This window comes from Rahnella sp. PAMC25617 (assembly GCF_050606005.1).
GTDB lineage: Bacteria > Pseudomonadota > Gammaproteobacteria > Enterobacterales > Enterobacteriaceae > Rahnella > Rahnella variigena.
The window spans coordinates 417,826-443,575 of the sequence record NZ_JBOCUM010000006.1; the positions used below are offsets into that span (position 1 = coordinate 417,826).

The following is a 25,750-nucleotide window of genomic DNA, read 5'->3' on the forward strand; positions in this document are numbered from 1 at the left end:
ATTCATTTTCTCTGCCCTATTTATAATAATCAGGTTTATTAAAACCACGCCGTAAGGCTATTTCTGTATTTCACCGGGCGTCGCAGTCCGGTTTTTTATTCCATTGGAATGCATAAATCACACTTCCCCCAAAAATAATTTTGGTTAATCTTCGGACTATTCTGCTGAATTATTAATCGCCACAAATTATTTACAATTTAATACTCTCAAATCTCACCATAAATCGATTTAACTGTTTATACTGAACAAGCTCACCTGATAATGAGCCGCATTGATCCTCAGATAGTCACTCACGTTAGTCACTACAATATAAGGGGTCTATATGGACAGAAATGATGAAGTTATTCAGACACACCCGCTTGTTGGTTGGGATATCAGTACCGTCGACTCTTATGACGCCATGATGATACGTCTTCATTACCTGTCTTCAAAAGACCAGACACCCGAGGATGCTCAGGTAGACAGAACTTTGTGGTTAACTACCGACGTTGCCCGACAACTGATCAACATTCTCGAAGCCGGCATTGAAAAGATAGAATCTAACGAGTACGAATACAGTGATCACCGAAAACATTGATTTTAATCTGCCAGCCTGAGGCACCAGCGATTTCATCCTGGTGCCTTTTTCTTTGCCCCTGACCTGCTTGCCTTCACCGTCGTAAACTCTCTATCATGCCTGTAACCTGTTTGTTAAAAACTCACCTCAGGAATTTTTAAATATGGATTACGATCTCATCATCGTCGGCAGCGGTTCCGTCGGTTCTGCGGCGGGCTACTACGCCACACGTGCCGGATTGAAGGTACTGATGATAGACAGTTCAATGCCGCCCCATCAGGCAGGCAGCCATCACGGTGAAACCCGCCTGATCCGCCATGCTTATGGTGAAGGCGCGCGCTATGTACCTATGCTGCTCAGGGCACAAACGCTGTGGAATGAACTGGCAGAACTGAGCGGCGATAAGATTTTTCATCGCAGCGGCGTGCTCAACATCGGTCCCGAAAATTCTGAATTCATCGGCAATGTAAAACACAGCGCACAAACCTATCACCTGAACACACAGAACCTGAGCGCCGCCGAGATCCGCGATAAATGGCCTTTATTCACGTTACCTGACGGTTACTCAGGCGTGTTTGAGCCTGACTCCGGTTATCTTCAATGTGAAATGGCCGTCACCGCTTATATCCGTCTGGCACGAGAAGCCGGATGCGCGCAGTTGTTTAATTGCCCGGTTGAAAGTATTCAATGGCATGAGAACAGCGTTGAGGTGACTACGGCGGATGGCGTCTACAGTGCGGCAAAAATGCTGATATCTGCGGGAACCTGGGTCACCAAAATTCTGCCTGAATTGCCGGTTAAACCTCTGCGTAAAGTTTTCGCCTGGTTCCATGCAGATGGCCGTTATAGTGAGGAAAACCACTTCCCTGCGTTTACTCTTGAGACACAGCAAGGCGATCAGTACTACGGTTTCCCCTCTGTCAAAGATGCCCTGAAACTAGGAAAACACAACGGGGGCCAGTGGATCACAGAACCGGAGGAACGGTCACCTTTCGGCAAAATCAGTCAGGATGGTACCGAGTCCTTCAATTTTTTCCGACATTTCCTGCCAGGAGTTGGGGTCAGTCTGCGCGGTGCATCATGCACTTACGATATGACTGCGGATGAAGACTTCATTATAGATACACTGCCTGACCAGAAAAACACGCTGGTTATTTCAGGGTTAAGCGGACACGGGTTCAAATTTTCCAGCGTATTAGGTGAAATAGTTACTCACTTCGCTAACAATCATCCTATTCCTTTTGATCTTAAACCCTTTTCTCTCTCAAGATTCAGTTAATGTATAAATGTTTCAACCATCGTTGATATTTAACGATGGTTGTCATTGTATTTCTGTAAGGATTATTTCTAATTTCGCTTTGAACGAGATCAATAGTCTGGTATTTCCGAATTGACAGCATTATAGAAAAAAAACTATGCTAGCCGCAGAAATCACAGGAGTGGTTTCCATCGCGTAATGACACGCATGACAAGGACGTGACATGAAAATCTCAATTATTGAACCCTGTGGCTTTACCCGATTAGGAATTTTCTCTTATCTGGCTGAGAATAATAATCTCCAGATTATTGATGCAGTGAATGTTTCACAGGCGTTAGAATCAATCCCTGGATTTCAGCCAGACATTATCTTAGTTAACATGACGAAGTATTGTCACAACTCCGAATTGTCTCAGGAATTAAAAAACTTCTTCGAGTATCGACACGGCGCAAGTATATACTGCTATATCGATGCGAATTATCCTGATTGTGATACTCCGATTCCGATTACCCGTGAAGTATTTATTCTCAACAAACAGTCACTGACGTCATTATTACGAGACATAGCGTTAGACCCGCAATCGTTTATGCCAGTTAATAATTTCAAGATCCCCAGAACCTTGTTCAGCGATCAGGAGATTCTGGTGATGAGTTACTGGATGTCGGAAATGCCTAACTACCGCATCGCCAGAAAATTGAATATCAGCAGCCGTACGGTGTATGTCCATAAGCGTCATCTGGCGCAAAAAATAAAAGTGCGTAACCGTCTGGAGTTCTGCTTCGTTTATAATCTCATCAAGTATATGTTCTGGCCGATCGATGATATTTCCGCAACACCCGTCAGTCGTCAGATTAAAGATGACCTTCAGCAGATTTACAAAATCTACAGTTAAGTCAACAAAGCTAATTAATATCCTGTTCAGTCAGGGTATTAAGTGGCTTTGTCATCACTATTTCTCCGCTTCAAACCTTCCACTTTATCCGTCGTGCTTTTAACTCCATGCCACAGGCAGGTTGCACTCCCCCCGCGGAGGGATACAATAAACTCAACGTTAGCAGACTAATTTTGAGCGGCCTCACAATATGATTGAACACACATCTGACGATGCAACTCCAGCGGTGATCACTGAAACGCTGCTGTCGGTTATCCGGCTGATGCGTAAACAAGTAGACGCCGCCATGTCCGCTCAGGGACTTTCTCTGGCACGCGAAAAACTGCTGACAGCAATTGCCCAGGAAGGGACCTGCCGTCCGGCTGAGCTGGCCAACGTGCTTCAGCAATCTCCCCGGACGATCACAGATGCGATAGATGCGATGGACAGAGATGGTTTACTGGTACGTCGTCGCCATCCTACTGACCGCCGTTCGCAATTGCTTGAGCTAACAGAAGCCGGCAAACAGGCACTGGCGCAGGTGAAAAAACCCAAGCAGGAAGCCATCGACAGATTGTTTGACGGGCTTGATCTAGCCGCCCGTCAGCAATTACTGATATCGCTGCAAAGCATCGAAATTCTCGCACAGCAAATAGAAGAGCAAAACTTAAATTAGCGTTTCAGCGGTCCGTCGCCCAACAGGACGGCAATTTTGTGACCAGCAGCGGTCGGCTCCAGTGCAATTTTCAGCACAATGGTCAGCGGTACTGACAGCAGCATTCCCACCGGCCCCATCAGCCATCCCCAAAAAATCAACGATACAAACACCACCAGCGTTGAAAGCCCAAGCCCGCGGCCAAGAATTTTCGGATCAATAATGCTGCCAAACAGCAGATTGATCAGGATATATCCGCCGGTCAGAATCAGTCCTTCACTGAAGCCATTGAATAGAAATGCCTGAATGATGGGAGGAATTGCCGCGATAAAAGAACCAATATTGGGGATATAGTTGAGCGCAAAAGCCAGCATCCCCCAGAGAAACGCAAACCTGATCCCCATAACGGCCAGCAACGCCCACACCGCCAGCCCGGTCACCACGCTGATCAGCGTTTTGATCACCAGATAACGGGTTACGCTGTCGAGCGCACGCTGAACATTCGCCATGCCCTTGCCCGGATCTTCGGACAACTGCTGCACCTTATAAGGCAGTTGCGGAACTTCGAGCAGCATAAAGGCGACGGTCATAAGCAGTAAAAATAAACCCGCCATGGCATTAGACAGATAGCTGATAAGCTTGCTGACCAGATTGAGCATGAAGGCCGGATCAATATAGCCGGCCAGTTGTTCAGGTGTTAATGAAAATTCTGACCAGTGGAACCAGGTATCAATTTCGATAAGCTTTGCTGCAATCAGCCCGCGATACTGCGGCAATGTGCGGGCAAACTCATTCAGGGTCATCAGCAACTTGGTGGTCAGAAACACCATCAGGCATACCGTCAGGGTCGCAACCAGTAATACCGCGAGTGCCCGGGGCACCCGCCATTTTCCCAGTAAGACAATCAGCGGATTGAGCACGAAAGCCAGAAACAGCGCCAGAATGAATGGCACAATGATATCTGCTGCCGATTTAATGCCCGCAAATATCACCACCAGCATCGCCATCATCACGACGATCCTCAGCCCCTGAGTTGTCACCATTGTCTTTCGCAAATTTCTTTCCCTCATGCCTTTAGCGGGATTTCGTCCACTCACGTAAACGCTGAATATGAACATACAGCGCCGGGATAAACAGGATCCCCACCGTCGTGGACAGCAACATACCGCTAAACACTGTGACACCGATAATATGACGGCTCATGGCTCCCGCTCCTGACGCCATTACCAGAGGTAACACGCCGAGAATGAAGGAAATGGCCGTCATCATAACAGCACGAAAACGCTGTTTCGCCCCTTCCTGCGCTGCTTCGCGGACGGATGCCCCTTCTTCCCTGCGTGCTTTGGAGAACTCGACGATCAATATAGCGTTTTTCGCGGCCAACCCGATGAGCAACACCATGCCAATTTGAGCATAGACATCGTTACTTAATCCCGCTAAATGCAGGCCGCCGATAGCGCCAAATACCGCAAAAATCACCGAAATCATGACCACCAGCGGAATGCTCCAGCTCTCGTATTGCGCCACCAGGAACAGATAGGCAAACAGAAGTGCCGCGGCATAGATAAGGATTGCCTGCCCTCCGGCCTGAATTTCCTGCAACGACATTCCGCTCCATTCATAGCCATATCCTGCCGGTAACTTTTCACTGAGGATATTTTCCATCTGCGCCATGGCCTCACCAGAACTGACGCCCGGCGCTGCCGCCCCGCTCACCGCCAGTGACGGGAACTGGTTATATTGCGTAATAAAGGGCGCGCCCAGTGACGGTGTCAGCTCCACCATTTTCCCAAGGCTTACCAGTGAACCGTTATCACTGCGCACAGTGAGTGTCGAAATCTGGTCCGCGCGCTGGCGATCTTCCATTTCATTTTGCATCTGCACGTTAAACAAACGGTTATTCTTGATGAAATCGCTGACATTCACGCCGCCCAGAGACGTCTGTAATGTCGAGAAAATCCTGCCAACGGGCACCTGCATCATGCCCGCACGGTCGCGATCCACACTTAAAGCGATTTCCGGTACGGAGGCGCTGAAGGTAGTGAAGACACGGCTCAGCTGCGGATTTTGATTAGCACTCTGGATTATCGTTCGCCCAATCTCTGCCAGTTCCTGCGGGGATTGTCCCTGCAAGGCCTGAAGGCGTAAATCCAGTCCGGAAGCGGTTCCCAGCCCGGAAATCGCCGGCGGATTTATCGCCATGATCATCGCGGAAGGAATGCCCGCCATTGCCGGTTGCAGACGACCGATCACCTGATCCACTGCGCTGCGCTCACCCCAGGGTTTGAGCAATACTATGCCGAATGCAGTATTGGGCGCACTGCCCCCGCTCATCAGGCTAAAGCCGCTGATGGCGATCACATCTTCCACCGCAGGATCCTTCTCCAGAAGAGCCTGCATCTGATCCAGCACGGCGTCAGTCCGGTTCAGGGATGCACCATCTGGCAACTGCACATTCACGAAGAAGTAGCCCTGATCTTCATCCGGCAGAAAAGATTTTGGCAGGCTGTTGTAGCCCCACACGCAGGCACCGGTTATGACCAGTACCGTCGCCACGCTGGTCAGGGCATGTTTACTCAAACGCGCAGCGGTTTTGACATACCTGTCACGCACCTTGTCCAGCCCCTGATTAAAGAGGTGGAAAATGCGGGCGGGTTTCTCAGGACGCGGTTTGAGCAACGTCGCGCAAAGTGCCGGCGTCAGCGTCAGCGCATTGATACTGGAAAGCACCACCGCAGCAGACAATGTAACGGCAAACTGACGATACAGGGCGCCGGTAATGCCAGGCAAAACCGCAATCGGGACAAATACCGCCAGCAGAACCACGGTCGTCGCAATTACCGGGCCCGCAATTTGCTTCAGGGCTTTGCGGGTGGCGGCAACGCGTCCGAGAGACGGGTCTTCCATCATCAGACGCTCGACGTTTTCTACCACCACAATGGCATCATCGACCACCACCGTCAGGGCCAGAATAATGGCGAACAAACTCAGCGTATTGGCGGAATAGCCAAAGGCGTACAGCACAGCAAATGTGCCAAGCAACGAAACCGGAATGGTCAGCGCGACGATGAATGTCGCTCGCAAGCTTTGCAGGAACAAATACACAATTGTCAGAACAACGATAAAGGTCAGCACCAGTGAAACAGCGATTTCATCCAGCGTAGCGCTGACAAAACGGGTTGAGTCGAATTTAATTTCATAGGTTAGGTCGTGAGGAAAATTGCGCGCCTGACGCGTCATCTCTTCACGCACCGCATTGGCCACATTCAGCGCATTCGCTCCCGGCGCGGGATATACAGACAGGAACGCAGATGGCGTCTGATTCAGTGTGGCATTGACCTGATAATCCTGCGCGCCCAGTTCAATTCGCGCGACGTCCCGCAGACGAACCGTTCCGCCATTGGCATTCTTGCGCACAATGATATTGCCGAACTCTTCCGGCGAACTCAGCCGTCCGGCACCGCTAATGGTCAGGGTTTGCTGCTGCATCGATGGACTGGGTGACGCGCCAATCTGTCCGGCAGCGGCCTGTACGTTTTGCTCGCGGATAGCCGTGCTGATTTCAATACTGCTGACATCCAGCGCTTCCATTTTGTTCGGATCCAGCCAGATCCGCATACTGTAATCACGCGAACCGAAAACCCGGACATCACCTACGCCATCAATACGCGCCAGCGCATCGCGTAACTGAATGCTGGCAAAGTTACTGATAAATAATTTGTCGTGCGTATTCTTAGGTGAAAGCAGGCTGATCCCCATCAGAATATTAGACGCCTGTTTACGTACCGATACACCCGTACTTAGCACTTCCGGCGGAAGGCGCGAGCTGACCTGAGAAATACGGTTCTGGACTTCCACGGCCGCGGTGTCCGGATCGGTTCCACTGGCAAAGGTAATGGTCAGGGTGTAACTGCCGTTATTGCCGCTGTTCGACGACATATACAACATATTACTGACGCCATTGACCTGCGCTTCAATCGGCGCAGCGACGGATTCCGCCACATCGCGCGCGCTGGCACCGGGATAGGTGGCGCTGACCGAAACCACCGGTGGCGTAATATCAGGATACTGCTCAACCGGGATTACCTTCAGTGCAACGGCACCCATCAGCGCCGTCACCAGCGCGATCACCACCGCAAAACGGGGTCTTTTGATAAATTGCTGAAGCATCGTTGTTCCTTAACCTTTCTTAGCAGCGGCGGCTGAGACGTCAGAAGCGTCCCGTACACTGACCTTCATGCCTGGCTGAACCTGTTGCAGGCCTTCCGTCACGACACTTTCGCCGCCCTGCAATCCTTCCGCCACGAAATAGCCGTGAGAAGTTTGTGCGCCAAGCCGGACAGGACGCGCCTCGATGCGCTGTTCAGCATTCACCAGCAGAACAAAATATCCTGTCGCATTTTGCTGCAGAGCCTGCGCCGGCAATACCGGCAGCTGATCCCCTGTGTGCGGCTGGGCAGTGACATTGACTGTTCCGCCCGGCAATAAACGATGCTCAGGATTGGCGACCGTCAGCCTGACTGGCAACGTTCCTGTCTGTGCTTCGATGCGGTTACCCAGTGACTCAAACACCGGCGTTTTCATATAGGGTGAGCCATCCGATAAGCGCAGGGACAAAGCCATATGGGTATCAGAAAATGCCTGCCCGAGGTCACCGCTGGTATGCGTCGCGCTAAGAACATCCCGCTCGTTGACCGAAATCACCACGCGGACGGGATCAAGTTGCACAATTTCCGTCATTACACCGCTGGCCGGACTGACCAGGCTGCCGGTATGAAAATGACTCACGCCGATGCGCCCCGAAATGGGCGCGGTGATACGGGTGTAACTGAGCTGAAGTTCCTGCGTTTTCAATGCAGCCTGAGCTTGCGCCACGGCAGCGCGGGCGGTATCACGTGCGGCGAGCGCCGTATCGACATCGGACTGACTCACCGTACGCGCATCTCCCAGACGCTGAATACGGTTCAGATGTGTCTGGGCGTGGCGCGCGGTGGCATTCGCACTGTCCAGCTGGGCCTTTGCCTGAGCAACCGCGGCCTGATGCAGGGCCGGTTCGATTTCATACAGCAGATCCCCGGCGTTCACGAACTGCCCTTCTTCAAAGGCGCGGCGGGCAATAAATCCTTCCGTCCTGCTGGTGATATTCACCGCCTGAACGGCCTCAAGGCGCCCGAGATAAGTACGGCCAACGCCGTCAGCCTGAGTTTCGATAGTGGCCGCGGTTACTACCGGCAGAGGCTGCGCAGCATGAACGACCAGCGGGGCGATGAATAATGTCAGCAGTAACGGAATGGCGGCAAAACGTTTTGTTGCAGTAAACCGTTTTGGTGCAGTAAACATAATGTCACTCTCCATGTGATGCCGGATGCCGCTCTCTTTGAATTCAGGGAAAGAAACCTCATCAGGAAACATCAAATATAAGACAATAAAAATATTCCTAATCGGAATTAAAAAGGATTATAAATATCATCCTATTGCATAAGCTGATCTCGATCAGGTCTGAACAAAACCCTAAAAGTCTTTACGCTTTCTTTAAGAAACATTGAGTCTTTCCGACATAAATACTGCGTTATTCCGTATCTTCAGCCATTCAACAAACCTCAAGCCAAAAGCATTCGATTTTATTAATCACTGTTGAAATCATTATTTTTACTCAAATTTTTAGAAGAAAAGCAAACTTTACCGTCGATGACAAAAGTTGACAAACCCTTGCCGGCTCTGCCTTACACTCAAAAACCCGTATCTTCGTGAAGATAAAACGAAAGCACTGAATAAGATCATGATAAAAACATCAAAAATAATGAAAGAGTAAAATTAATCACCTTTTTTGGAAATAATAGTTTGCCAGAATGTTTCTAAATGTTTAATTTCCACAAAAAGCCTTAGTCGAGATTGCCTGTTTATGTTGTGGAAAAATACGCCCGTCCGGTTTGGTCATATTTCAGTAATCCTTCACTGGATTATTGCATTGGCCGTTTACGGATTATTTGCACTGGGATTGTGGATGGTCGGACTGGGTTATTACGACACCTGGTATCACCGTGCGCCGGAAATACATAAAAGTATTGGCGTGCTGGTATTTATTGCCATGGTATTTCGTCTGGCCTGGCGCTTTATTTCACCGCCGCCTGCGCCTCTTGAAAGCTATAGCGCGAAAACCCGGATCGGCGCGTGGCTTGCTCATGTTCTGTTATTTATCGGGTTGTTCGGCATTCTTATCAGCGGCTATCTCATTTCGACCGCTGAAGGCCAGGCCGTCAGCGTCTTCGGCTGGTTTGAACTTCCCGCGACGCTGTTCGGATTGAATCAGCAGGCGGACATTGCAGGCACCCTGCATCTGTGGCTGGCGTGGGGCATTGTGATTGTCTCGGGGTTCCACGCGCTTGCAGCGCTTAAACATCATTTTATTGACCGCGACAGCACCCTGACACGCATGCTGGGGCGCTGATCCGGTTAACGTTCTGCTCTTTACTTATGTTGTTCACATTATGGATAAACGGAGAATAACCATGTTGAAAAAAACCACCCTGGGTCTGACGCTGGCATCCCTGTTACTGGCCGCCGGTTCTGCCACCGCAGCAAATTACAAAATTGATAAAGAAGGTCAGCACGCCTTTATCGAATTTCGTATCAAACATTTAGGTTACAGCTGGCTCTACGGCAGCTTTAACGATTTTGACGGCGGATTCACTTTCGACGAGAAAGACCCAGCGGCGGATAAAGTGAATGTGACCATCAACACCACCAGCGTATTTACCAATCATGCCGAACGTGACAAACATCTGCGCAGCGCCGAATTCCTGAATGTCGGCAAACATCCGCAGGCAACGTTCAAATCAACGTCAGTGAAAAAAGAAGGTGAGGATCTGGAAGTCACCGGTGATTTCACTCTCAACGGCGTCACCAAACCGCTGACTCTTCAGGCCAAATTGCTCGGTCAGGGCAAGGATCCGTGGGGCGGCTATCGTGCAGGCTTTGAAGCCGCGGGCACTATCGCGCTGAAAGATTACGGTATCACCACCGATCTGGGTCCTGCGTCTCAGAATGTGGAGCTGATTATTTCCGTGGAAGGTGTGCAGGAGAAGTAATTCACTGCGCCAAAAAAAGCCCTGAACAGCGAATGCCGTTCAGGGCTTTTTGTCATTCAGCATTCAGACGCAGATCAGTCGTTTTCTGGTGATGGAATGTGCATGGTGGTTTGCAACAGGCCTTTGGACTTATTGAAAATCTTGATGCCGTTTTCACGGCCAGCACGCAGCGCACGCTGTTCTTCCACCGGCAGTTTCAGTTCGGTCATACAGATTTCGCTGCAGCAACCGTCAAACTTCGCCGCACACGTCGGGCACTGAATAAACAACAGATGACAGCCGTCATTTTTACAGTTGGTATGGTTATCGCACGCTTCGCCACACTGGTGGCAATGGGCGATCACGTCATCAGAAATACGCTCACCCATGCGTTCATCAAAGACAAAGTTTTTGCCTTTAAATTTGACCGGTAACCCCTGCTCTTTCGCACGGCGCGCATATTCAATAATGCCGCCTTCAACGTGATAGACATTCTTAAAACCGTTATGCAGCATATAGGCGCTGGCTTTTTCACAGCGGATCCCACCCGTGCAATACATCACGATTTTTTTGTCTTTGTCTTCTTTAAGCATATCAACGGCCATTGGCAGCTGATCGCGGAAGGTATCCGATGGCACTTCTATCGCTTTGTCAAAATGCCCCACTTCATATTCGTAGTGGTTACGCATATCAACAAACAGCGTATCCGGATCGTCAATCATGGCGTTGACCTGTTCGGCTTTCAGATACTCCCCCACGTTAGAAGGATCGAAAGAATCATCATCAATCCCGTCCGCCACGATACGGTCACGCACTTTGAGACGCAGCACCCAGAAGGATTTACCGTCGTCTTCCAGCGCAACGTTCAGACGAATTTGATCCAGCGCCGGATGGCTGGAAAACAGCTCGGTTTTAAACGCCTCAAACTTGCTCTGCGGAACACTGATTTGCGCGTTAATCCCTTCTTTTGCCACGTAAATACGACCAAACACGTTAAGACGCGTCAGGCTGACATACAAAGCATCGCGGAAGGTTTTCGGATCTTCGAGCTGGAAATACTTATAAAAAGAAACGGTGGTGCGCGGCTCTGTTTCAGCCAACATGCGCGCCCTGAGTTCCTCATTAGAAATACGGTTATGTAACACTGGCATGGTGTACGTTCCTGTCTTTCAGGGAAATTTAACTATTGGATACCGAATAGCTACTTTTGAAGCGGCAAGATTATACATTAAAGCAACAACGAGGACATCTTCCGTTGCAAATTCGTCATAAGAAAAACACCTGCTGTTCATTGCCCATGTTTTAAATGCGATAACCTATTCTTAGATGTCACCCATCCTTGGGAACTCTTCACTACGCTGAATTTTAAGGGGCATGAAATATGAGTAAGCTTTTTGAACCAATTACCTTAGGCGAGCTGACGCTGGAAAACCGCATTGTGATCGCCCCAATGTGCCAGTATTCCTCCGATGAGGGGAAAGCTACTGAATGGCATCACGCCCATTTGGGCCAGTTGTCCTTCTCGGGTGCCGGTCTGCTCATCCTTGAAGCCACTGCCGTTGAAGCCGCAGGACGTATCTCTGCCGAGGATTTGGGGTTATGGGACGATGCCACTGAAGCAGCAATGAAAGATCTGATTACCGGCCTGCGCGCCAACAGCAAAATGCCGCTGGGTCTGCAACTGGGACACGCCGGTCGCAAAGCCTCCTGCGCTGCACCGTGGAACGGTGGCGCGCAAATCCCACAATCCGCCGGCGGCTGGCAAACGGTCGCACCTTCCGCGATTGCCTTCACAGAGGGTACTGAAGCACCTGAGCCGATGTCTCTGGCGCGTATTGATGAGCTGAAAAAAGCGTACGTTGAGACTGTCCGCCGCGCGGATCGTCTGGGCTTAGACCTGCTCGAACTGCACGGTGCGCACGGTTATCTGCTGCATCAGTTCCTGTCACCGCTGTCAAACCAGCGCACGGATCAGTATGGTGGCTCACTGGAAAACCGTATGAGATTGCTGCTGGAAATCTTCCAGGAAATACGTGCCGAATTCCCGGCTGAAAAACCGATCGGTGTGCGTATCTCTGCCACTGACTGGGTGGAAGGTGGCTGGGACCTGGAACAATCCATTGAACTGGCTAAAGCGTTGGATAAGCTGGGTTGCAGCTATATTCACGTCTCCAGCGGCGGCCTGAGTCCGCACCAGAAAATCGCTGTTGGCCCGAACTATCAGGTGCCTTTCGCTGACGGCATCAAGCGTTATGTGAACATGCCAGTGATCGCCGTAGGACTTATCACCGAACCAGAACAGGCTGAAGCCATTATCGGCACCGGTCAGGCTGATATGATTGCCCTCGCTCGTGGCATTTTATATAACCCGCGCTGGCCGTGGCATGCCGCCGCGAAACTGGGCGCCAAAGTTTCGGCGCCGAAACAGTACTGGCGGAGCGAGCCTCACGGGCTGAAAGGTCTGTTCCATTCGGAATAATCCCTCAGTCACAAAAGCACAACAGGCAGCCTTCAGGGCTGCCTGTTTCATTGACAAAACCGTTTCTCTGCTGATATTTGATGCGATGTATACCGTAGCAAAACGGATGAGTAGAAAAAAACCAACTTGTTTTCCATTCACCCAATCCATAAGTAAAATGAGGTATTAGTGCCGTGAATTTTCACCTCATCCAAAAAAAATGCCACAATGTTTCACTTTACTGCAAATAATTACGAACAACTTTTATTCCCATCGAAATATGGACGTATTTCCGTGGCAGGCTGCTGCACTAGACAGAGCTTATAAACTTTCTACTTCGATCCATTGACGCAGAGAATCTATGACTCAGGTACCGACCTTTAACCGATCGTTGCTTCACCCACGCTACTGGATCACCTGGCTTGGTCTGGGCTTGCTGTATGCGCTGGTATTATTACCTTATCCGGTCATTTATCGAATTGGCACCGGACTGGGCCGCTTCTCTATGCGTTTTCTCAAACACCGCTATAAAATTGCGCAGCGTAATATCGAATTATGTTTCCCGGACATGCACCCGGAACAGCGTGAAGATATGGTGGTTAAAAACTTTGAATCCGTGGGAATGGGCTTATTTGAAACCGGTATGGCCTGGTTCTGGCCGGACTGGCGTATAGAGCGCTGGTTCAAAGTCAGCGGTCTGGAGCATATCCAGCACGCACGTGACAACAAACAGGGCGTGTTGCTGATAGGCGTACATTTCCTGACGCTGGAGCTGGGCGCCCGCATTTTCGGCATTCACAACCCGGGCGTGGGCGTTTACCGTCCGCACGACAATAAGCTGATGGACTGGATCCAGACCAAAGGACGTATGCGTTCGAACAAAGGGATGCTTGATCGCAAAGACCTCAAAGGTATGATCCGTAGTCTCAAGCAGGGCGACATCATCTGGTATGCGCCCGATCACGACTATGGCCCGCGTGCCAGCGTATTCGTTCCTTTCTTTGCCGTGGATAAAGCCGCAACGACCACCGGCACCTACCTGCTGGCGCGGATGGGCAAACCGGCCATTATCCCGTTCACTCCGCGCCGTCTGCCGGGTGGAAAAGGCTATGAGATGATCATTCATCCTCAGGTGGCTGACTTCCCGCTGGATGATGAAGTGGTCGCCGCGACGTATATGAATAAAGTGGTTGAGAACGAAATCCGCCAGGCGCCGGAGCAATATATGTGGCTGCACCGCCGCTTCAAAACGCGCCCGCAAGGGGAACCGTCGCTCTATAAAGCCCTCAGGGATTAACGTACCAAACCGGCGGACTCAGGTTCTGCCGGTTTTTTGATTTGCTTCGACAGTTTTTTTGACAGACATCTTCAAAGTTATCAGATTTTATCCCATCCCGTTTAGGCCAATACTCTCTGCATAATTCCTCCACGTGATTACTCCGCTGATCTTGGAGCCGCGTGACCCCCTGCCTGCACCCGGGCATGTTACCTTCAAAAGGAACACATTATGTTGGCTAAACTGAACGCTTCTTTTACCCGCGCCATTGATCATCAGGATTTTGGTAAGCTGCTGTTACGTCTGACTTTTGGCATTCTCATTTTATTTCATGGCGTGGCTAAAATGGAAAACGGTGTCGGCTGGATTGCCCAGATGTTGCAGGCTGACGGTCTGCCTGGTTTTATCGCCTATGGCGCTTACATTGGCGAAGTGATTGCGCCGGTTCTGATTATCCTGGGTATTTTCACCCGCCCTGCTGCGCTGGTAATGGCCTTCAATATTTTAGTCGCTGTGTTCCTGGTCGTCGCCGGTAAGTTCTTTACCACCACTGAAGTCGGAGCCTGGGGTCTGGAAGGTGAAGCCATGTACTTCTTCGGCGGTCTGGTGATCATGTTCCTGGGCAGTGGCCGTTACTCCGTTATGAAAAACGAAGCCTTGCGTTAATCGGTCTCTTTTGCGTCATCCTGGCTGTTATTAAATCTGTGTCTGTCGCGGTCAGCTACGTTGCTGGCCGTTTTTTTTGCATTTTTCACCCTCCGTTTGATCTTCTTCACTCCCCGATTTTTTTAAATCTGTATTTTAGTTCTTACTGTTACAGTTCATTAACATCATTGAAGTGAATGATAATTAGGCGCATAATTATCATGCCAATTGATTGTTACTTGTGCTCTGTCTTGTTTCCGTCTGTCATTCCAGAGCGAACCTGACCTCATTTTTCGGTATTTTATGACTCCGGCACCTGAACCTGAAATCGCACCAGATCCTATAAACTGGAAACGTAATCTGTATGTTGCCTGGATTGGCTGCTTCCTGACCGGTGCCGCATTCAGCCTGATCATGCCGTTCCTGCCCTTGTATATAGAAACCCTCGGTGTTACCGGCCATGAATCCCTGAATATGTGGTCGGGGCTGGTTTTCAGTATTACCTTTCTGTTTTCTGCTATCGCCTCGCCTTTCTGGGGCGGACTCGCCGACCGTAAAGGCCGTAAAATCATGCTGCTGCGTTCCGCGCTGGGTATGGCGATTGTTATGGCGCTGATGGGCTTTGCACAAAATATCTGGCAATTCCTGATCCTGCGTGCGCTGCTCGGGCTTCTTGGCGGATTCGTCCCTAATGCCAATGCGCTGATCGCCACCCAAATTCCGCGCAATAAAAGCGGCTGGGCGCTGGGCACGTTATCTACCGGTGCGGTCAGTGGCGCACTGATCGGCCCGCTGGTCGGGGGGTTGCTCGCCGACAGCTACGGTTTGCGTCCGGTGTTCTTCATCACCGCCTGCGTGTTATTCCTGTGTTTTCTGATGACGCTGTATTTCATCCGCGAGCAGTTCGTGCCGGTGAACAAAAAGGACATGCTCAACCGTAAGCAAGTTTTTGCTTCGCTGAAAAACCCCAAGCTGGTGTTATGTCTTTTCGTCACTACGTTGATTATTCAGATTGCGACCGGCTCAATTGCGCCGATCCTGACGTTATATGTGCGTGAACTGGCGGGAAATACGCAAAATCTGGCGTTCATTAGTGGGATGATTGCGTCGGTACCTGGCGTGGCCGCGCTGATGAGTGCGCCCCGTTTGGGCAAACTCGGCGACCGGATTGGCCCGGAGCGAATTCTGGTGGCGATGCTGGCGCTGTCAGTGTTACTCCTGATCCCCATGGCTTTTGTCCAGACGCCATTACAACTCGGTATTTTGCGCTTTCTGCTGGGTGCCTGCGATGGCGCACTGCTTCCCGCCGTGCAGACGCTGCTGATTTATAACTGTACCAATCAGGTTGCCGGACGCGTGTTCAGCTACAATCAGTCTTTCCGCGATGTCGGGAACGTCACCGGTCCGTTACTGGGCGCGGCGGTATCCGCCAGTTACGGCTTCCGTACGGTATTTTTCGTCACGGCGATGGTCGTGCTGTTCAATGCGGGATATTCGTACTGGTGTCTGCAACGCCGCCCTAAACAGGCCATGGCGGACTAGCGCCTGACTGGCGTCGCAAGGCTTGTACTGACGCTAGGCGCGCCAGTCACGCTGAGCCAGAACCACGCGATAACCATCGATATCCTCAAAGGTTTTACCGCATTCATCCCAGTAAGGATTAAACGATGGCGCGGCGATAAAACCCGCTTTTGACATCAGCTCACACTGACTACGCCATTCCTCGTTATCCGGGATATAGAACACCAGGAGATTGTCCTGCGTCGGTGCCCGCCCAACTGATGTGCCGTGATGATGCGTGAACTCCAGATGATAATGGTGATGCGGATGCCCTACCAGCACACCATCAAAGCCCTGATGATCGCTAAAACGGCCGATCTCCCCGAAACCCAGCCCCTCACAATACATTCGCGCTAACGGCTCGAGATTATCCGTCGGACGCGCCACCCGCATAACTGCCTGTCGTGAAACCATTTGTACCGTCTCTCTTTTTATCCGATGAAAATCACCAGCAAGAAATTGAGAATAGCAGAAAAAAATCCGACTGATTTGGTCTGAAAACTTGCATCCTGCCAGTTATCGACAACAATCATTTAATCAGGTTTTTCACTGTCAGATGGTCGTTACTTTTTCATTAATAACGCTATTTGCTGCACCCCTATTTCCCTTTCAATCCAGGAGACAACAATGAGCATGTACGCAACGCTTGAAGAAGCACAACAATCTTTTACACACCATTAAAACTGATAGTTAGTACTCAACCGTCACTACCTCACATATCACCTTCGTACCATTCCATTCATCCTTGTAGATACTGGTATTAATGCAGTCCCAGCTTCAAACGGCTTAATTATTAATTTCTTGTTGTAAGAATGATTATGTAATTTTAATATATGCTTTTATTCTATCCATATTTTTTCTAACAATATCAATTGATTTAACCATTTCCTCATAGTCACCTATTAGCCATGGACTACACATGGAATAGTAACCATCATCGAAAATGCAACCTGAAGAGTGAACTTCTTTAAGAGACCCACTTATATCTCGAATTTTTTTGAGATTTCTCTTAACATCAACAAACATTAATAGTACGGTATGATCTGGCATATCTGTAACTTTAAACTCATCAAGCATAGACAAAGCATCCAAAATTTGGCTCAAATGAACACTGTAAAGCATATCTGAAATGTAGGTTTTTCTTTCTTTTACAAAAGGTTCAAAATCACGAACAAACATATTCATGGCGTCTTCTAAATCACATAATGCATCATACATATAATAGATAATTATCGCCCTTTTACTATAAAGATCTTTCCTCCTATTATTATTATCTTTACGTGATACAAGAATAGCGACAATTACAGAAGCAGCACCGCCAATGAATGACATAACACTACTACATGCTTGGATAACATCAGTTTTACTGCCTTTTGAAAGATAAATAAAACTAAAATTGTTATTTATAAAATATAATACCAAGAATACTATGCTAATAAAAATGGACCATTTTAAAAAAAAGCACTTTCATATAAATAAACCCTTCCCATTTAAAAATATAAATCAACCGCCACCGATTAAGATTATAAGTACTTTCCAAACTTCATCAAGGGGTATCGCTGGTAGTAACACACAACATAGTGCTAACAGCTGTATCACTACATAGTTGTAAAAGACAATGAACGTTAGTACCCAACCAAGCCCCTGACGCCATGTAAACCCTTTACGTGTTTCTTCAAGCGTGATTTCATTCTGTTCATGGCTGTTCTGTGCATCTAAATCTGCCTTACTCTGTTCCTTATTCTGGAAGAATCCAAAACCTGTTTTAATCAATTCAATAATATTTGTAATTCCTATTATTCTATAATTTTTATTGCAAATACCCAGTAATTCTTACCTTTGAAGAATAGCTTTTTTGTATCGATAACTTACACATCAAACTGTAAACCAATACCATCGAGTAGTTCACATTTTTAACTTAATTTACTTTTAGATCCTGCGGTTTTTCAAAAAACGCATTCATAAAACTTTCAATATGATAATCAGCCTGGCTTATTGTTTTTTTAATTTCTTAAATAGGGGCTGATATAGCCCCAAATGCGTTATGCCGTACTTCTTTCGTTCCAAGCATCGGTATATTGAATGTTACCATCAACATACTTCCAGGTGATTTTCTCATAACGAAGTGCAACGTTTTCCATATGGCCTGTGCCGGGGCAACCACGGGTATCGTGCATCATCGGAGTTACAGAAATGACCTTTACGGTTTCAAGTAAAATGTTGAAGTACTCGACTTCCTGCCCTGCATCGTTGATGCAATACCATTTGATTTCGGCAGAGTGTAACGTTTGACCTGTACCAACTGCCTTGTATAAGTAAGGACTTGATGAGTCGATTTCCTTATCAAACTGGAAAGGGGCATGTTGTCGAGTGCCTGTTAGCTTCCCTGTGTTGCTATCAGTTGGGATACTCAGGTTATGGTGAATCGACCTTAGTTCTATACTTCCTTCACGATCCTTTACATCAGATGAACCACGGATATTTGCACCGCCATCGTCTTTAAGCCATAAGTGAACTGGTACAGCCATTGATTTAGCTCCTTGCTAATCGTACAACCATTTACCGGCTTTTGCCGACTCTATCAACATACCAATAGTAAAATCTGGAATGTCTACTATTTGTTTTTTAAATGGATTCCATGAAAAGGTTACTTCTGGATAATAGGTTTCAATTTTAAAACCTTCCTTCTTAACCTGAAACTTTGAAAAGTATTCGTCCATTAACTCTTCAACATCATCTTGATCTAATTTCACATCAAAATGAATATTTGATTCTTCAGTATATGTATCATATTTTTTAGGTCTAAACATATAAACGCCACTGCGGCGAGTCACAAGATCAATGACTTGTTTAGCTATATCATCAGTTACCATATTTTATCATCGCCTCTGGCTATCATATTGTAGTCACGGATTGAGCGATATACGATTTGGGAAACATCAGAGATTAGAACCAACTCACCGATCAAGGGAATAGTACGACCTATAAATGTACTGATTTGTGACACCATTCTTCTTTTTACTGTCCAAGGTGTGTAGCCGCCAATCCACGTCGGTAACTGTATCCCGAATGGGAATTTGGCCTGCTTGAATACTGCCCTAACTTTTTGTGAAGCTCTCGATGTGCCTTTAAGAGCAGTTCTGGGTTTGCCTCGTGTTGTCTGGTTGTTCACGCCGCTGTATAACGCAACTAACGCACCAAAATCACCGAAACCAAATTGATCAGCTGTGTTCTCACAAAAGATCATAAAAAGCATCTGACCAGCAGTTAAATTTGACTTACCCGCATAAAAGTAAGTTCCATTTAGTTCTTCAACCGTATCCATACCTTCCCCTTTTACGTGACGTCTAAAGAGTATACAACTGATTAAAATTCTTAAACATTAAAAAGCGTGTACGAAATATCTGATTTTACTTTTATTTGTGATTTAGATCGTGCAACTCAGTATTCGTCTAATCATAAAATTTTAATATTCTGTTATGATGACCTATATTGTTACCTTTCTGCATTTATTAGAGATTTGATGTTATAAATACTATCTTGTAATTATTTTAGTTGAGCATCAAATTTATCATTGCTTCCATATACGTCTGCCAATCCCATGAGACTGTTTAAATCTTTCTGTAGTGCTATGAGGTTTGTTACTAATAGATAGTCTGTAACGCTCTCTACGTAGCTTGTATTAGCCATTAGGTAATCAGTACGTAGTTCTGCTTTAGCTTTTTCTCCCATTTTATATCCTCATAAGTTTTTGTAAAATTCTCCGGTAGCACGTAGTCCATATTTTTTATTCAAATGTGTGCAACTTTCCGTGGTCCCCTCTGTTCTTTATATTTAATTATAAGATCCCTGATTACCTCCCTTAGTTCATTACCTATTAGGGGAATATCACTTAGTGGGGATTTTTTGATAGTATTATAAAGTCCGTTTGACTTCATTCCTTCTTTCTTCCAATTCGGTTTTCTATTCTTATTATTTGAAACGTTCGAGCTCCCCTTTAGTGAATTTGTGTCCCTTATAGGCAGACTTCCCTAAATTACTATCCAGCAATTCGTAATCATTTGGGTCAAGCTCATAACCCAAGCCAGCGGTAAGGACGCTTCAGAAAGAAAATCCATTACAGTGTTAATCTGATGCTCAATCCCATAACCCGCTTGCTGCTGCAACCTACTGATACGAGTGTATAAATAAGACTTAATTTTTTTATCGCCATTTTTTTTACCCTCGACAAACTTGGTCTATCCTTCACTAATCATACAAAATGATTACAGGAGAAAGCATGTCATTGTACGCAACGCTTGAAGAAGCTATTGATGCCGCCCGCGAAGAATTTCTCGAAGCTGCGCAAGACAGGATCCATGGTGATGAGGAGCCCGTTCCGGATCAGTTCAACCTGCAAAAATACATCATGCAGGATGGCGATATCATGTGGCAGGCAGAATTTTTCACCGGTGAAGGCGAAGCTGTCGACGCACTGACTTTCCGCAGCGGCGCGGCAGCGCAGGCTATCTTTGACGAGGACTATGATCAGATAGAACTCGAAGAAGAGTGGGATGACGAAGCCACGTTATATGAATGGGATGAAGGCGAATTCCAGCACGAGCCGCAGCTTGATACCGAAGAAGGTGAAGCCGCAGCGGAAGAATGGGATGATGAAGACGAATATCCCGGCCGCGATATCGATTAAGGGCGCGGATTAAGACTCATTCATAAGGCCCGTGGCGGGCATCAATCGGCAACATAAAAGTGTCGACAATCATTGATAAAGGGACGTCAATGACGGTGACGTAACGCCACGGGCTGTCACGCAAATCCCACTGCATGCCGGGATAATACTGATTGCCATGTCCCTGCCCCGGAACGGTACGGCTGATAATACTGCCACATCCGGCAAGCAGAGTGGTCAGTAACGCCAGCACACATCCACGTAAAACAACCCGTTTAATCACTCACACAACCTGTCGAATCAAATCAAAAGAAGCACGCTTTTTAGCGCAAAATTGCGCTCTGAGCTTAGCACGCGCGTGACACTTTCAATGTTAAGGGGAGGTAAAATTTACACTGTAATCCGCTAAAGATTACCTGTCTTCACGCATAAAGAAAACGGGCAGTATGTTTGCACATACTGCCCGTTTTTAGCCCTGCACTGTCAGTCAGGCGGGTTTTACTTCCAGCGTCTGCGTAACAGGGAACGCCTGTACGTTACGAGGCAGCTGGTTGTAGTATGCACCCCATGCCTGCTGATCCGGTTGCGTCCACACCGCAGAGTGTAAACGTGCCATCAGCACCGGATCACTCAGCAGAATCAGACGATCCGCTTTACCCAGATCCTTCGGACCAGTTTTCAGCGCATGTTCCAGATGAGCACGACGACCGTTTTCAACGGCATCGCGCAGCAGGTGGCGGGACGTTGCCATCGCCGTTGCCAGTGCGTTGAAGCCCGGATCAAATACCGCGTGCATGAAGCCATTCTGCAGCTTACGTTCGCGGTTCAGCGTCAGGTATTCTTCAGTCGCCACCAGTTCACGCGGAGGATTGTACTCTTCCGGGATCAGGAACAGTTTGGCTCGTTTACTCTTAATCCCGAGCGTTGCACGGCTCGACAACACCGAAACAATCGGCGACAAGATCAGAGAGAAGACGATTGGCGCCAGCCACCACAGGAAACGCAAGTCCAGCCATGCCATACCGGCAGCCCAGACAGCACCCAGTAACAGCTGAGATCCATGACGCTTGAAGGCTTCGCCCCATGGCGTGTCATCATCATCACGCTGCGGTGAGTTCCAGACCACTTCCCAGCCAAGGAACGCGCTGACCACGAAAACGGTGTGGAACAGCATACGTACCGGCGCAAGCAGTACCGAGAACAACATCTCGAGGAACATCGAAACCAGCAGACGGAATGCACCGCCAAACTCTTTCGCGCCCTTTGCCCAGATCAGCACAATACTCAGCAGCTTCGGCAGGAACAGCAAGACCATGGTGGTCGAGAACAGGGCTATCGCCAGTTCAGGACGCCACTGCGGCCACACCGGGAACAACTGACGTGGTTGCAGGAAGTATTGCGGTTCCATCAGCGTATGAACGACCTGCAATGCGGTAGACAACGCGAGGAAAGTAAACCACAACGGAGCAGAAAGATAAGACATCACGCCCGTCAGGAATACCGCACGGTGAACCGGGTGCATCCCCTTAACCAGGAAAAGACGGAAGTTCATCAGGTTACCGTGACACCAGCGGCGGTCGCGTTTCAGCTCATCCAGCAGGTTTGGTGGTAACTCTTCGTAACTGCCCGGCAAATCATAGGCAATCCACACGCCCCAGCCTGCACGGCGCATCAGCGCGGCTTCCACAAAGTCATGAGACATGATGGAACCGGCAAATGAACCTTCGCCTGGCAATGGCGCCAGCGCACAGTGTTCGATGAACGGCTTCACGCGGATAATCGCGTTGTGGCCCCAGTAGTGAGATTCGCCCAGCTGCCAGAAGTGCAGACCGGCGGTGAACAGCGGGCCGTAAACGCGGGTCGCAAACTGCTGGCAACGCGCATACAGCGTATCCATACCTGACGCTTTTGGCGCAGACTGAATAATACCGGCGTTCGGGTTAGCATCCATCAGACGGGCCAGGCCGGTCAGGCATTCACCGCTCATGACGCTGTCGGCATCGAGAATAACCATGTAGGCATATTCCCCGCCCCAGCGACGGCACCAGTCATCAATGTTTCCGCTTTTACGTTTCACACGACGGCGGCGACGGCGATAGAAAATACGCCCGTGACCTTCGACGTCACGGCACACTTCCATCCAGGCTTTTTGTTCCGCTACGCAGATATCCGGATCGTAACTGTCGCTGAGCACGTAAATATCGAACTGATCCAGGTCACCCGTGGCTTTGACTGATTCATACGTTGCACGAAGACCCGCGAAAACGCGCTCCACGTCTTCGTTACAAATAGGCATGATTAGCGCAGTACGGTTGTTCGGATTCAGCGGCTCATTGCCTTTAGTCGATGCCGTAATGCTGTATTTGTCACGACCAATGAGCAATTGCAAAAAGCCCATCAGTGCGGTCCAGAAACCGGCCGAAACCCAGCAGAACAGAATCGCAAACAGCACCAGAATCCCGGTCTGTAAGACATAAGGCAGCAATTGCAGAACCGACTGTTGCCAGTCCTGATTCAGCATATCGCTTGGGTCGATGAGCGCCCAGCCCTGATAAGGCAGGATAGTTTTCATGTACCAGGTAGCGATCGCCGTTTGAACCAGCATCAGGATAAGCAGGATATAACGACGAACAGAACCGGCATGACGCCAGCGCTTTTCCGACTCAGGCATTTCTGAGGCACGATGGCGGGAAGCCGCACTGCGCCCCATCAGGTTATCCCAGAAACGACCGACCGGGTTGGTGCGCCAGACATCAGGGAACATGCTGGAACGTTTAACCGGCGGCATCGCGCGGGCGATGGTACGGCCTTCGTTATCGACTTCGTCCAGAGTGCCCTTCTCCCGGGCATCTGGCCAGCTTGCGCTGACACGTGCTTTGACTGACACCAAAGGGGCATCAGGATCCGCAGCATCAACGATGGCCGACACATCACCGCCTAAGCGGTGATGGACGGTTGCAAAAGCCTGCTCTTCAGCAACGGGAAGCTGCTGAGTGAGCGCCGCTTTCTGTTCATCAGTAAGCGGCAAAGCTTCTACATAATCTTGAGTAGAGTGCGTTGACTTATTCATTTGCAGGCAGCTGATAGCTCCAGGTTTCACTCAGAGTTTTGTCGCCATTGGCCAGAGAAGCGCGCATTTCGATCGCTTTCTTCGGATCCTTCACTTTAAGGCGCAGCGTCAGACGCCAGCCTTTAGTGACAGGATTATAGCGGACGGAGTTTTCAACCAGATCACCGTTGTCACCAACGCTGACCTGAGACGCCACCGGCGTATCGCTCTTCAGTGCTTTCAGATTCGGACCGACGAAATCAATCAGGAAAGCAACACTGCCATCTGGCTCACGGATCAGGTTCGACTGTTTCACATCACCCGTAGAACGCATTGTCCGTTCAACCCACGCCAGATCAGGAGAATGTAACTTCTCTTCTTCACGGGTGAAGTGTAGACGATAGTTCAGACTCAGCGGTTTGCCAGCATCAGGCAATTGCTCCGGCGTCCAGAACGCAACGATGTTGTCATTGGTTTCATCAGCCGTCGGAATTTCGACCAGCTCAACTTTACCTTTGCCCCAGTCGCCTTTGGTCTCAACCCAACCGCTCGGACGCAAGTCGTAACGATCGTCCAAATCTTCGAAGTTGGAGAAGCTGCGACCACGTTGCAGCAGACCGAAGCCTTTCGGGTTTTCCATTGAGAACTGGCTGACCGCAAGGTGTTTCGGATTGTTCAGCGGACGCCAGATCCATTCACCGTTACCGGCGTGAATCGACAGACCGTTGGAATCATGCAGCGCCGGACGGTAGTTCAGTACCGGTGAAGGCTGATTTGCGCCAAACAGGAACATACTGGTTAATGGTGCCACACCCAGCTTGCCCACTTTGTCGCGCAGATAAACCTGAGACTGCACATCCACCGTCGCTTCTTTGCCTGGATAAACGTCCAGACGATAAGCACCAGTTGCACGTGGAGAATCCAGCAACGCATAAATGACTAAATGTTTTTCATCCGGATTTGGACGCTCGATCCAGAATTCACGGAAACGCGGGAATTCTTCGCCGGAAGCCAGTGCCGTGTCGATTGCCAGACCACGCGCGGATAAGCCATAAACCTGACCTTTACCGATGACGCGGAAGTAGCTGGCACCCAGCACACTCATAATTTCATCATCTTTGTCGGCTTTATTGATCGGGTAAAGCACTTTAAAGCCGGCAAAGCCGAGGTTTTTCACTGAGTCAGCGTCATGTTTGACGTTGCCAAAGTTGAAGTAGTCCGGGCTGTATTTGATTTCTTTAACTGAGTTCGCCGTCACTTCGTTAATTTTAACCGGCGTATCGAAGTACATACCCTGATGATAAAACTCAAGCTTGAACGGCGTATTCAGGTTTTTCCAGTACGCTTTATCATGATTGAATTGAATTTGTTGGTAATCTGCGAATTTGAGATCGCGGAACTGAGACGGAAGATTGCTTTTCGGCGCTTCGTAACCTTTATCGGCTAATGCCTTCGCTTGTTTGGCAACATCATCTATAGAAAAAGCCCAGGCAGATGAGGTGAACATGGTCATCAACACTGCGGCACTTAGCAAACGGACTTTGATCATACGTGACCCTATGGAAAAATTTTTATCCGACACCTTGTCTCCTTTACGCGCGCTTAACTCGTTAACTGTAACTATTTTAAGGGAAGTGTCAGGTTTCCGACAACTTGAGCAGTCGATGGTTCAGCCATTGATGAACCGTT

The 25,750-nt window shown here is 48.8% G+C and carries 24 protein-coding genes; 11 read left to right on the forward strand and 13 right to left on the reverse strand.

The window, feature by feature from the left end:
- Positions 1-322 precede the first annotated feature (322 nt).
- From bssS to ACM615_RS07925, 4 genes are all read left to right on the forward strand, one after another.
- On the forward strand, positions 323-577 hold the full coding sequence (bssS, locus tag ACM615_RS07910) for a biofilm formation regulator BssS (protein ID WP_013576258.1): 255 nt from the start codon (positions 323-325) through the stop codon (positions 575-577).
- Positions 578-719: 142 nt separating this feature from the next.
- A complete protein-coding gene (gene solA / locus ACM615_RS07915) occupies positions 720-1,835 on the forward strand; it encodes an N-methyl-L-tryptophan oxidase (protein ID WP_132963782.1) in 1,116 nt (371 codons plus the stop codon).
- 202 nt (positions 1,836-2,037) lie between these two features.
- Positions 2,038-2,706, forward strand: coding sequence for a LuxR C-terminal-related transcriptional regulator (locus ACM615_RS07920; RefSeq protein ID WP_159281436.1), 669 nt, complete (start codon positions 2,038-2,040; stop codon positions 2,704-2,706).
- Between the two features lie 190 nt (positions 2,707-2,896).
- Entirely contained in the window at positions 2,897-3,361 is a 465-nt protein-coding gene (locus tag ACM615_RS07925) for a MarR family winged helix-turn-helix transcriptional regulator (protein WP_431011743.1), read from the forward strand.
- Here ACM615_RS07925 and ACM615_RS07930 read toward each other — a convergent pair.
- From ACM615_RS07930 to ACM615_RS07940, 3 genes are read right to left on the reverse strand one after another with little or no spacing between them, the layout of a single operon-like run.
- Positions 3,358-4,395 carry an AI-2E family transporter gene (locus tag ACM615_RS07930; RefSeq protein WP_129638478.1) on the reverse strand — a complete coding sequence of 346 codons (1,038 nt, stop codon included), beginning with the start codon at positions 4,393-4,395 and terminating at the stop codon, positions 3,358-3,360. The genes ACM615_RS07925 and ACM615_RS07930 overlap by 4 nt on opposite strands.
- Before the next feature lie 19 nt (positions 4,396-4,414).
- On the reverse strand, positions 4,415-7,510 hold the full coding sequence (locus ACM615_RS07935) for an efflux RND transporter permease subunit (RefSeq protein WP_431011744.1): 3,096 nt from the start codon (positions 7,508-7,510) through the stop codon (positions 4,415-4,417).
- A gap of 9 nt (positions 7,511-7,519) precedes the next feature.
- Positions 7,520-8,680, reverse strand: a complete 1,161-nt coding sequence (locus tag ACM615_RS07940) for an efflux RND transporter periplasmic adaptor subunit (protein ID WP_431011745.1) — start codon at positions 8,678-8,680, stop codon at positions 7,520-7,522.
- Positions 8,681-9,242: 562 nt separating this feature from the next.
- On the opposite strand from ACM615_RS07940, the gene ACM615_RS07945 reads away from it, so the two are divergent.
- A complete protein-coding gene (locus ACM615_RS07945) occupies positions 9,243-9,788 on the forward strand; it encodes a cytochrome b (RefSeq protein ID WP_112291157.1) in 546 nt (181 codons plus the stop codon).
- Between the two features lie 64 nt (positions 9,789-9,852).
- Positions 9,853-10,428 carry a YceI family protein gene (locus ACM615_RS07950; RefSeq protein ID WP_120160736.1) on the forward strand — a complete coding sequence of 192 codons (576 nt, stop codon included), beginning with the start codon at positions 9,853-9,855 and terminating at the stop codon, positions 10,426-10,428.
- 74 nt (positions 10,429-10,502) lie between these two features.
- Here ACM615_RS07950 and ACM615_RS07955 read toward each other — a convergent pair whose 3' ends face one another.
- Positions 10,503-11,558 (reverse strand): rhodanese-related sulfurtransferase, encoded by a 1,056-nt coding sequence (locus ACM615_RS07955; protein ID WP_132963778.1) that lies wholly within the window; start codon positions 11,556-11,558, stop codon positions 10,503-10,505.
- Positions 11,559-11,788: 230 nt separating this feature from the next.
- Here ACM615_RS07955 and ACM615_RS07960 point away from each other — a divergent pair, with 230 nt between their 5' ends.
- The 4 genes from ACM615_RS07960 to mdtG all read left to right on the forward strand — a co-directional run bounded on the left by ACM615_RS07960 (position 11,789) and on the right by mdtG (position 16,328).
- Entirely contained in the window at positions 11,789-12,886 is a 1,098-nt protein-coding gene (locus ACM615_RS07960; RefSeq protein WP_132963777.1) for an NADH:flavin oxidoreductase/NADH oxidase, read from the forward strand.
- A gap of 340 nt (positions 12,887-13,226) precedes the next feature.
- Complete coding sequence (locus ACM615_RS07965) at positions 13,227-14,162, forward strand: Kdo(2)-lipid IV(A) acyltransferase (protein ID WP_112291162.1); 936 nt, start codon at positions 13,227-13,229, stop codon at positions 14,160-14,162.
- Positions 14,163-14,372: 210 nt separating this feature from the next.
- On the forward strand, positions 14,373-14,807 hold the full coding sequence (locus ACM615_RS07970; protein WP_112291163.1) for a DoxX family protein: 435 nt from the start codon (positions 14,373-14,375) through the stop codon (positions 14,805-14,807).
- A 282-nt stretch (positions 14,808-15,089) separates the two neighbouring features.
- A complete protein-coding gene (gene mdtG, locus ACM615_RS07975; RefSeq protein WP_120134625.1) occupies positions 15,090-16,328 on the forward strand; it encodes a multidrug efflux MFS transporter MdtG in 1,239 nt (412 codons plus the stop codon).
- Positions 16,329-16,361: 33 nt separating this feature from the next.
- Here the strand turns inward: mdtG and ACM615_RS07980 are convergent, their stop codons facing one another.
- The 6 genes from ACM615_RS07980 to ACM615_RS08005 form a co-directional block, all read right to left on the reverse strand.
- On the reverse strand, positions 16,362-16,760 hold the full coding sequence (locus tag ACM615_RS07980; protein ID WP_431011746.1) for a VOC family protein: 399 nt from the start codon (positions 16,758-16,760) through the stop codon (positions 16,362-16,364).
- A gap of 402 nt (positions 16,761-17,162) precedes the next feature.
- On the reverse strand, positions 17,163-17,678 hold the full coding sequence (locus tag ACM615_RS07985) for a hypothetical protein (protein WP_431011747.1): 516 nt from the start codon (positions 17,676-17,678) through the stop codon (positions 17,163-17,165).
- Between the two features lie 710 nt (positions 17,679-18,388).
- A complete protein-coding gene (locus ACM615_RS07990) occupies positions 18,389-18,874 on the reverse strand; it encodes an Hcp family type VI secretion system effector (protein WP_120131987.1) in 486 nt (161 codons plus the stop codon).
- A 15-nt stretch (positions 18,875-18,889) separates the two neighbouring features.
- The gene (locus tag ACM615_RS07995) at positions 18,890-19,219 is read right to left on the reverse strand and encodes a DUF1493 family protein (protein ID WP_431011748.1); all 330 of its coding nucleotides are present in this window, start codon (positions 19,217-19,219) and stop codon (positions 18,890-18,892) included.
- Positions 19,213-19,671: an STM2901 family protein gene (locus tag ACM615_RS08000; RefSeq protein WP_159281426.1), complete on the reverse strand. Its 459-nt coding sequence runs from the start codon at positions 19,669-19,671 to the stop codon at positions 19,213-19,215. The genes ACM615_RS07995 and ACM615_RS08000 overlap by 7 nt, the downstream gene beginning before the upstream one ends.
- A gap of 221 nt (positions 19,672-19,892) precedes the next feature.
- Positions 19,893-20,078: a hypothetical protein gene (locus ACM615_RS08005; RefSeq protein WP_159281425.1), complete on the reverse strand. Its 186-nt coding sequence runs from the start codon at positions 20,076-20,078 to the stop codon at positions 19,893-19,895.
- Positions 20,079-20,625: 547 nt separating this feature from the next.
- Between ACM615_RS08005 and ACM615_RS08010 the strand changes: the two genes are divergently transcribed.
- Positions 20,626-21,033 (forward strand): MysB family protein, encoded by a 408-nt coding sequence (locus tag ACM615_RS08010; protein WP_159281424.1) that lies wholly within the window; start codon positions 20,626-20,628, stop codon positions 21,031-21,033.
- Between the two features lie 16 nt (positions 21,034-21,049).
- Here ACM615_RS08010 and ACM615_RS08015 read toward each other — a convergent pair whose 3' ends face one another.
- The 3 genes from ACM615_RS08015 to ACM615_RS08025 form a co-directional block, all read right to left on the reverse strand.
- On the reverse strand, positions 21,050-21,295 hold the full coding sequence (locus ACM615_RS08015; RefSeq protein WP_129638470.1) for a YceK/YidQ family lipoprotein: 246 nt from the start codon (positions 21,293-21,295) through the stop codon (positions 21,050-21,052).
- Positions 21,296-21,499: 204 nt separating this feature from the next.
- Complete coding sequence (mdoH, locus tag ACM615_RS08020; RefSeq protein WP_120160590.1) at positions 21,500-24,082, reverse strand: glucans biosynthesis glucosyltransferase MdoH; 2,583 nt, start codon at positions 24,080-24,082, stop codon at positions 21,500-21,502.
- Positions 24,075-25,610 (reverse strand): glucan biosynthesis protein G, encoded by a 1,536-nt coding sequence (locus ACM615_RS08025; protein ID WP_112291240.1) that lies wholly within the window; start codon positions 25,608-25,610, stop codon positions 24,075-24,077. Before ACM615_RS08025 ends, mdoH begins: the two co-directional genes overlap by 8 nt.
- Positions 25,611-25,750 lie beyond the last annotated feature (140 nt).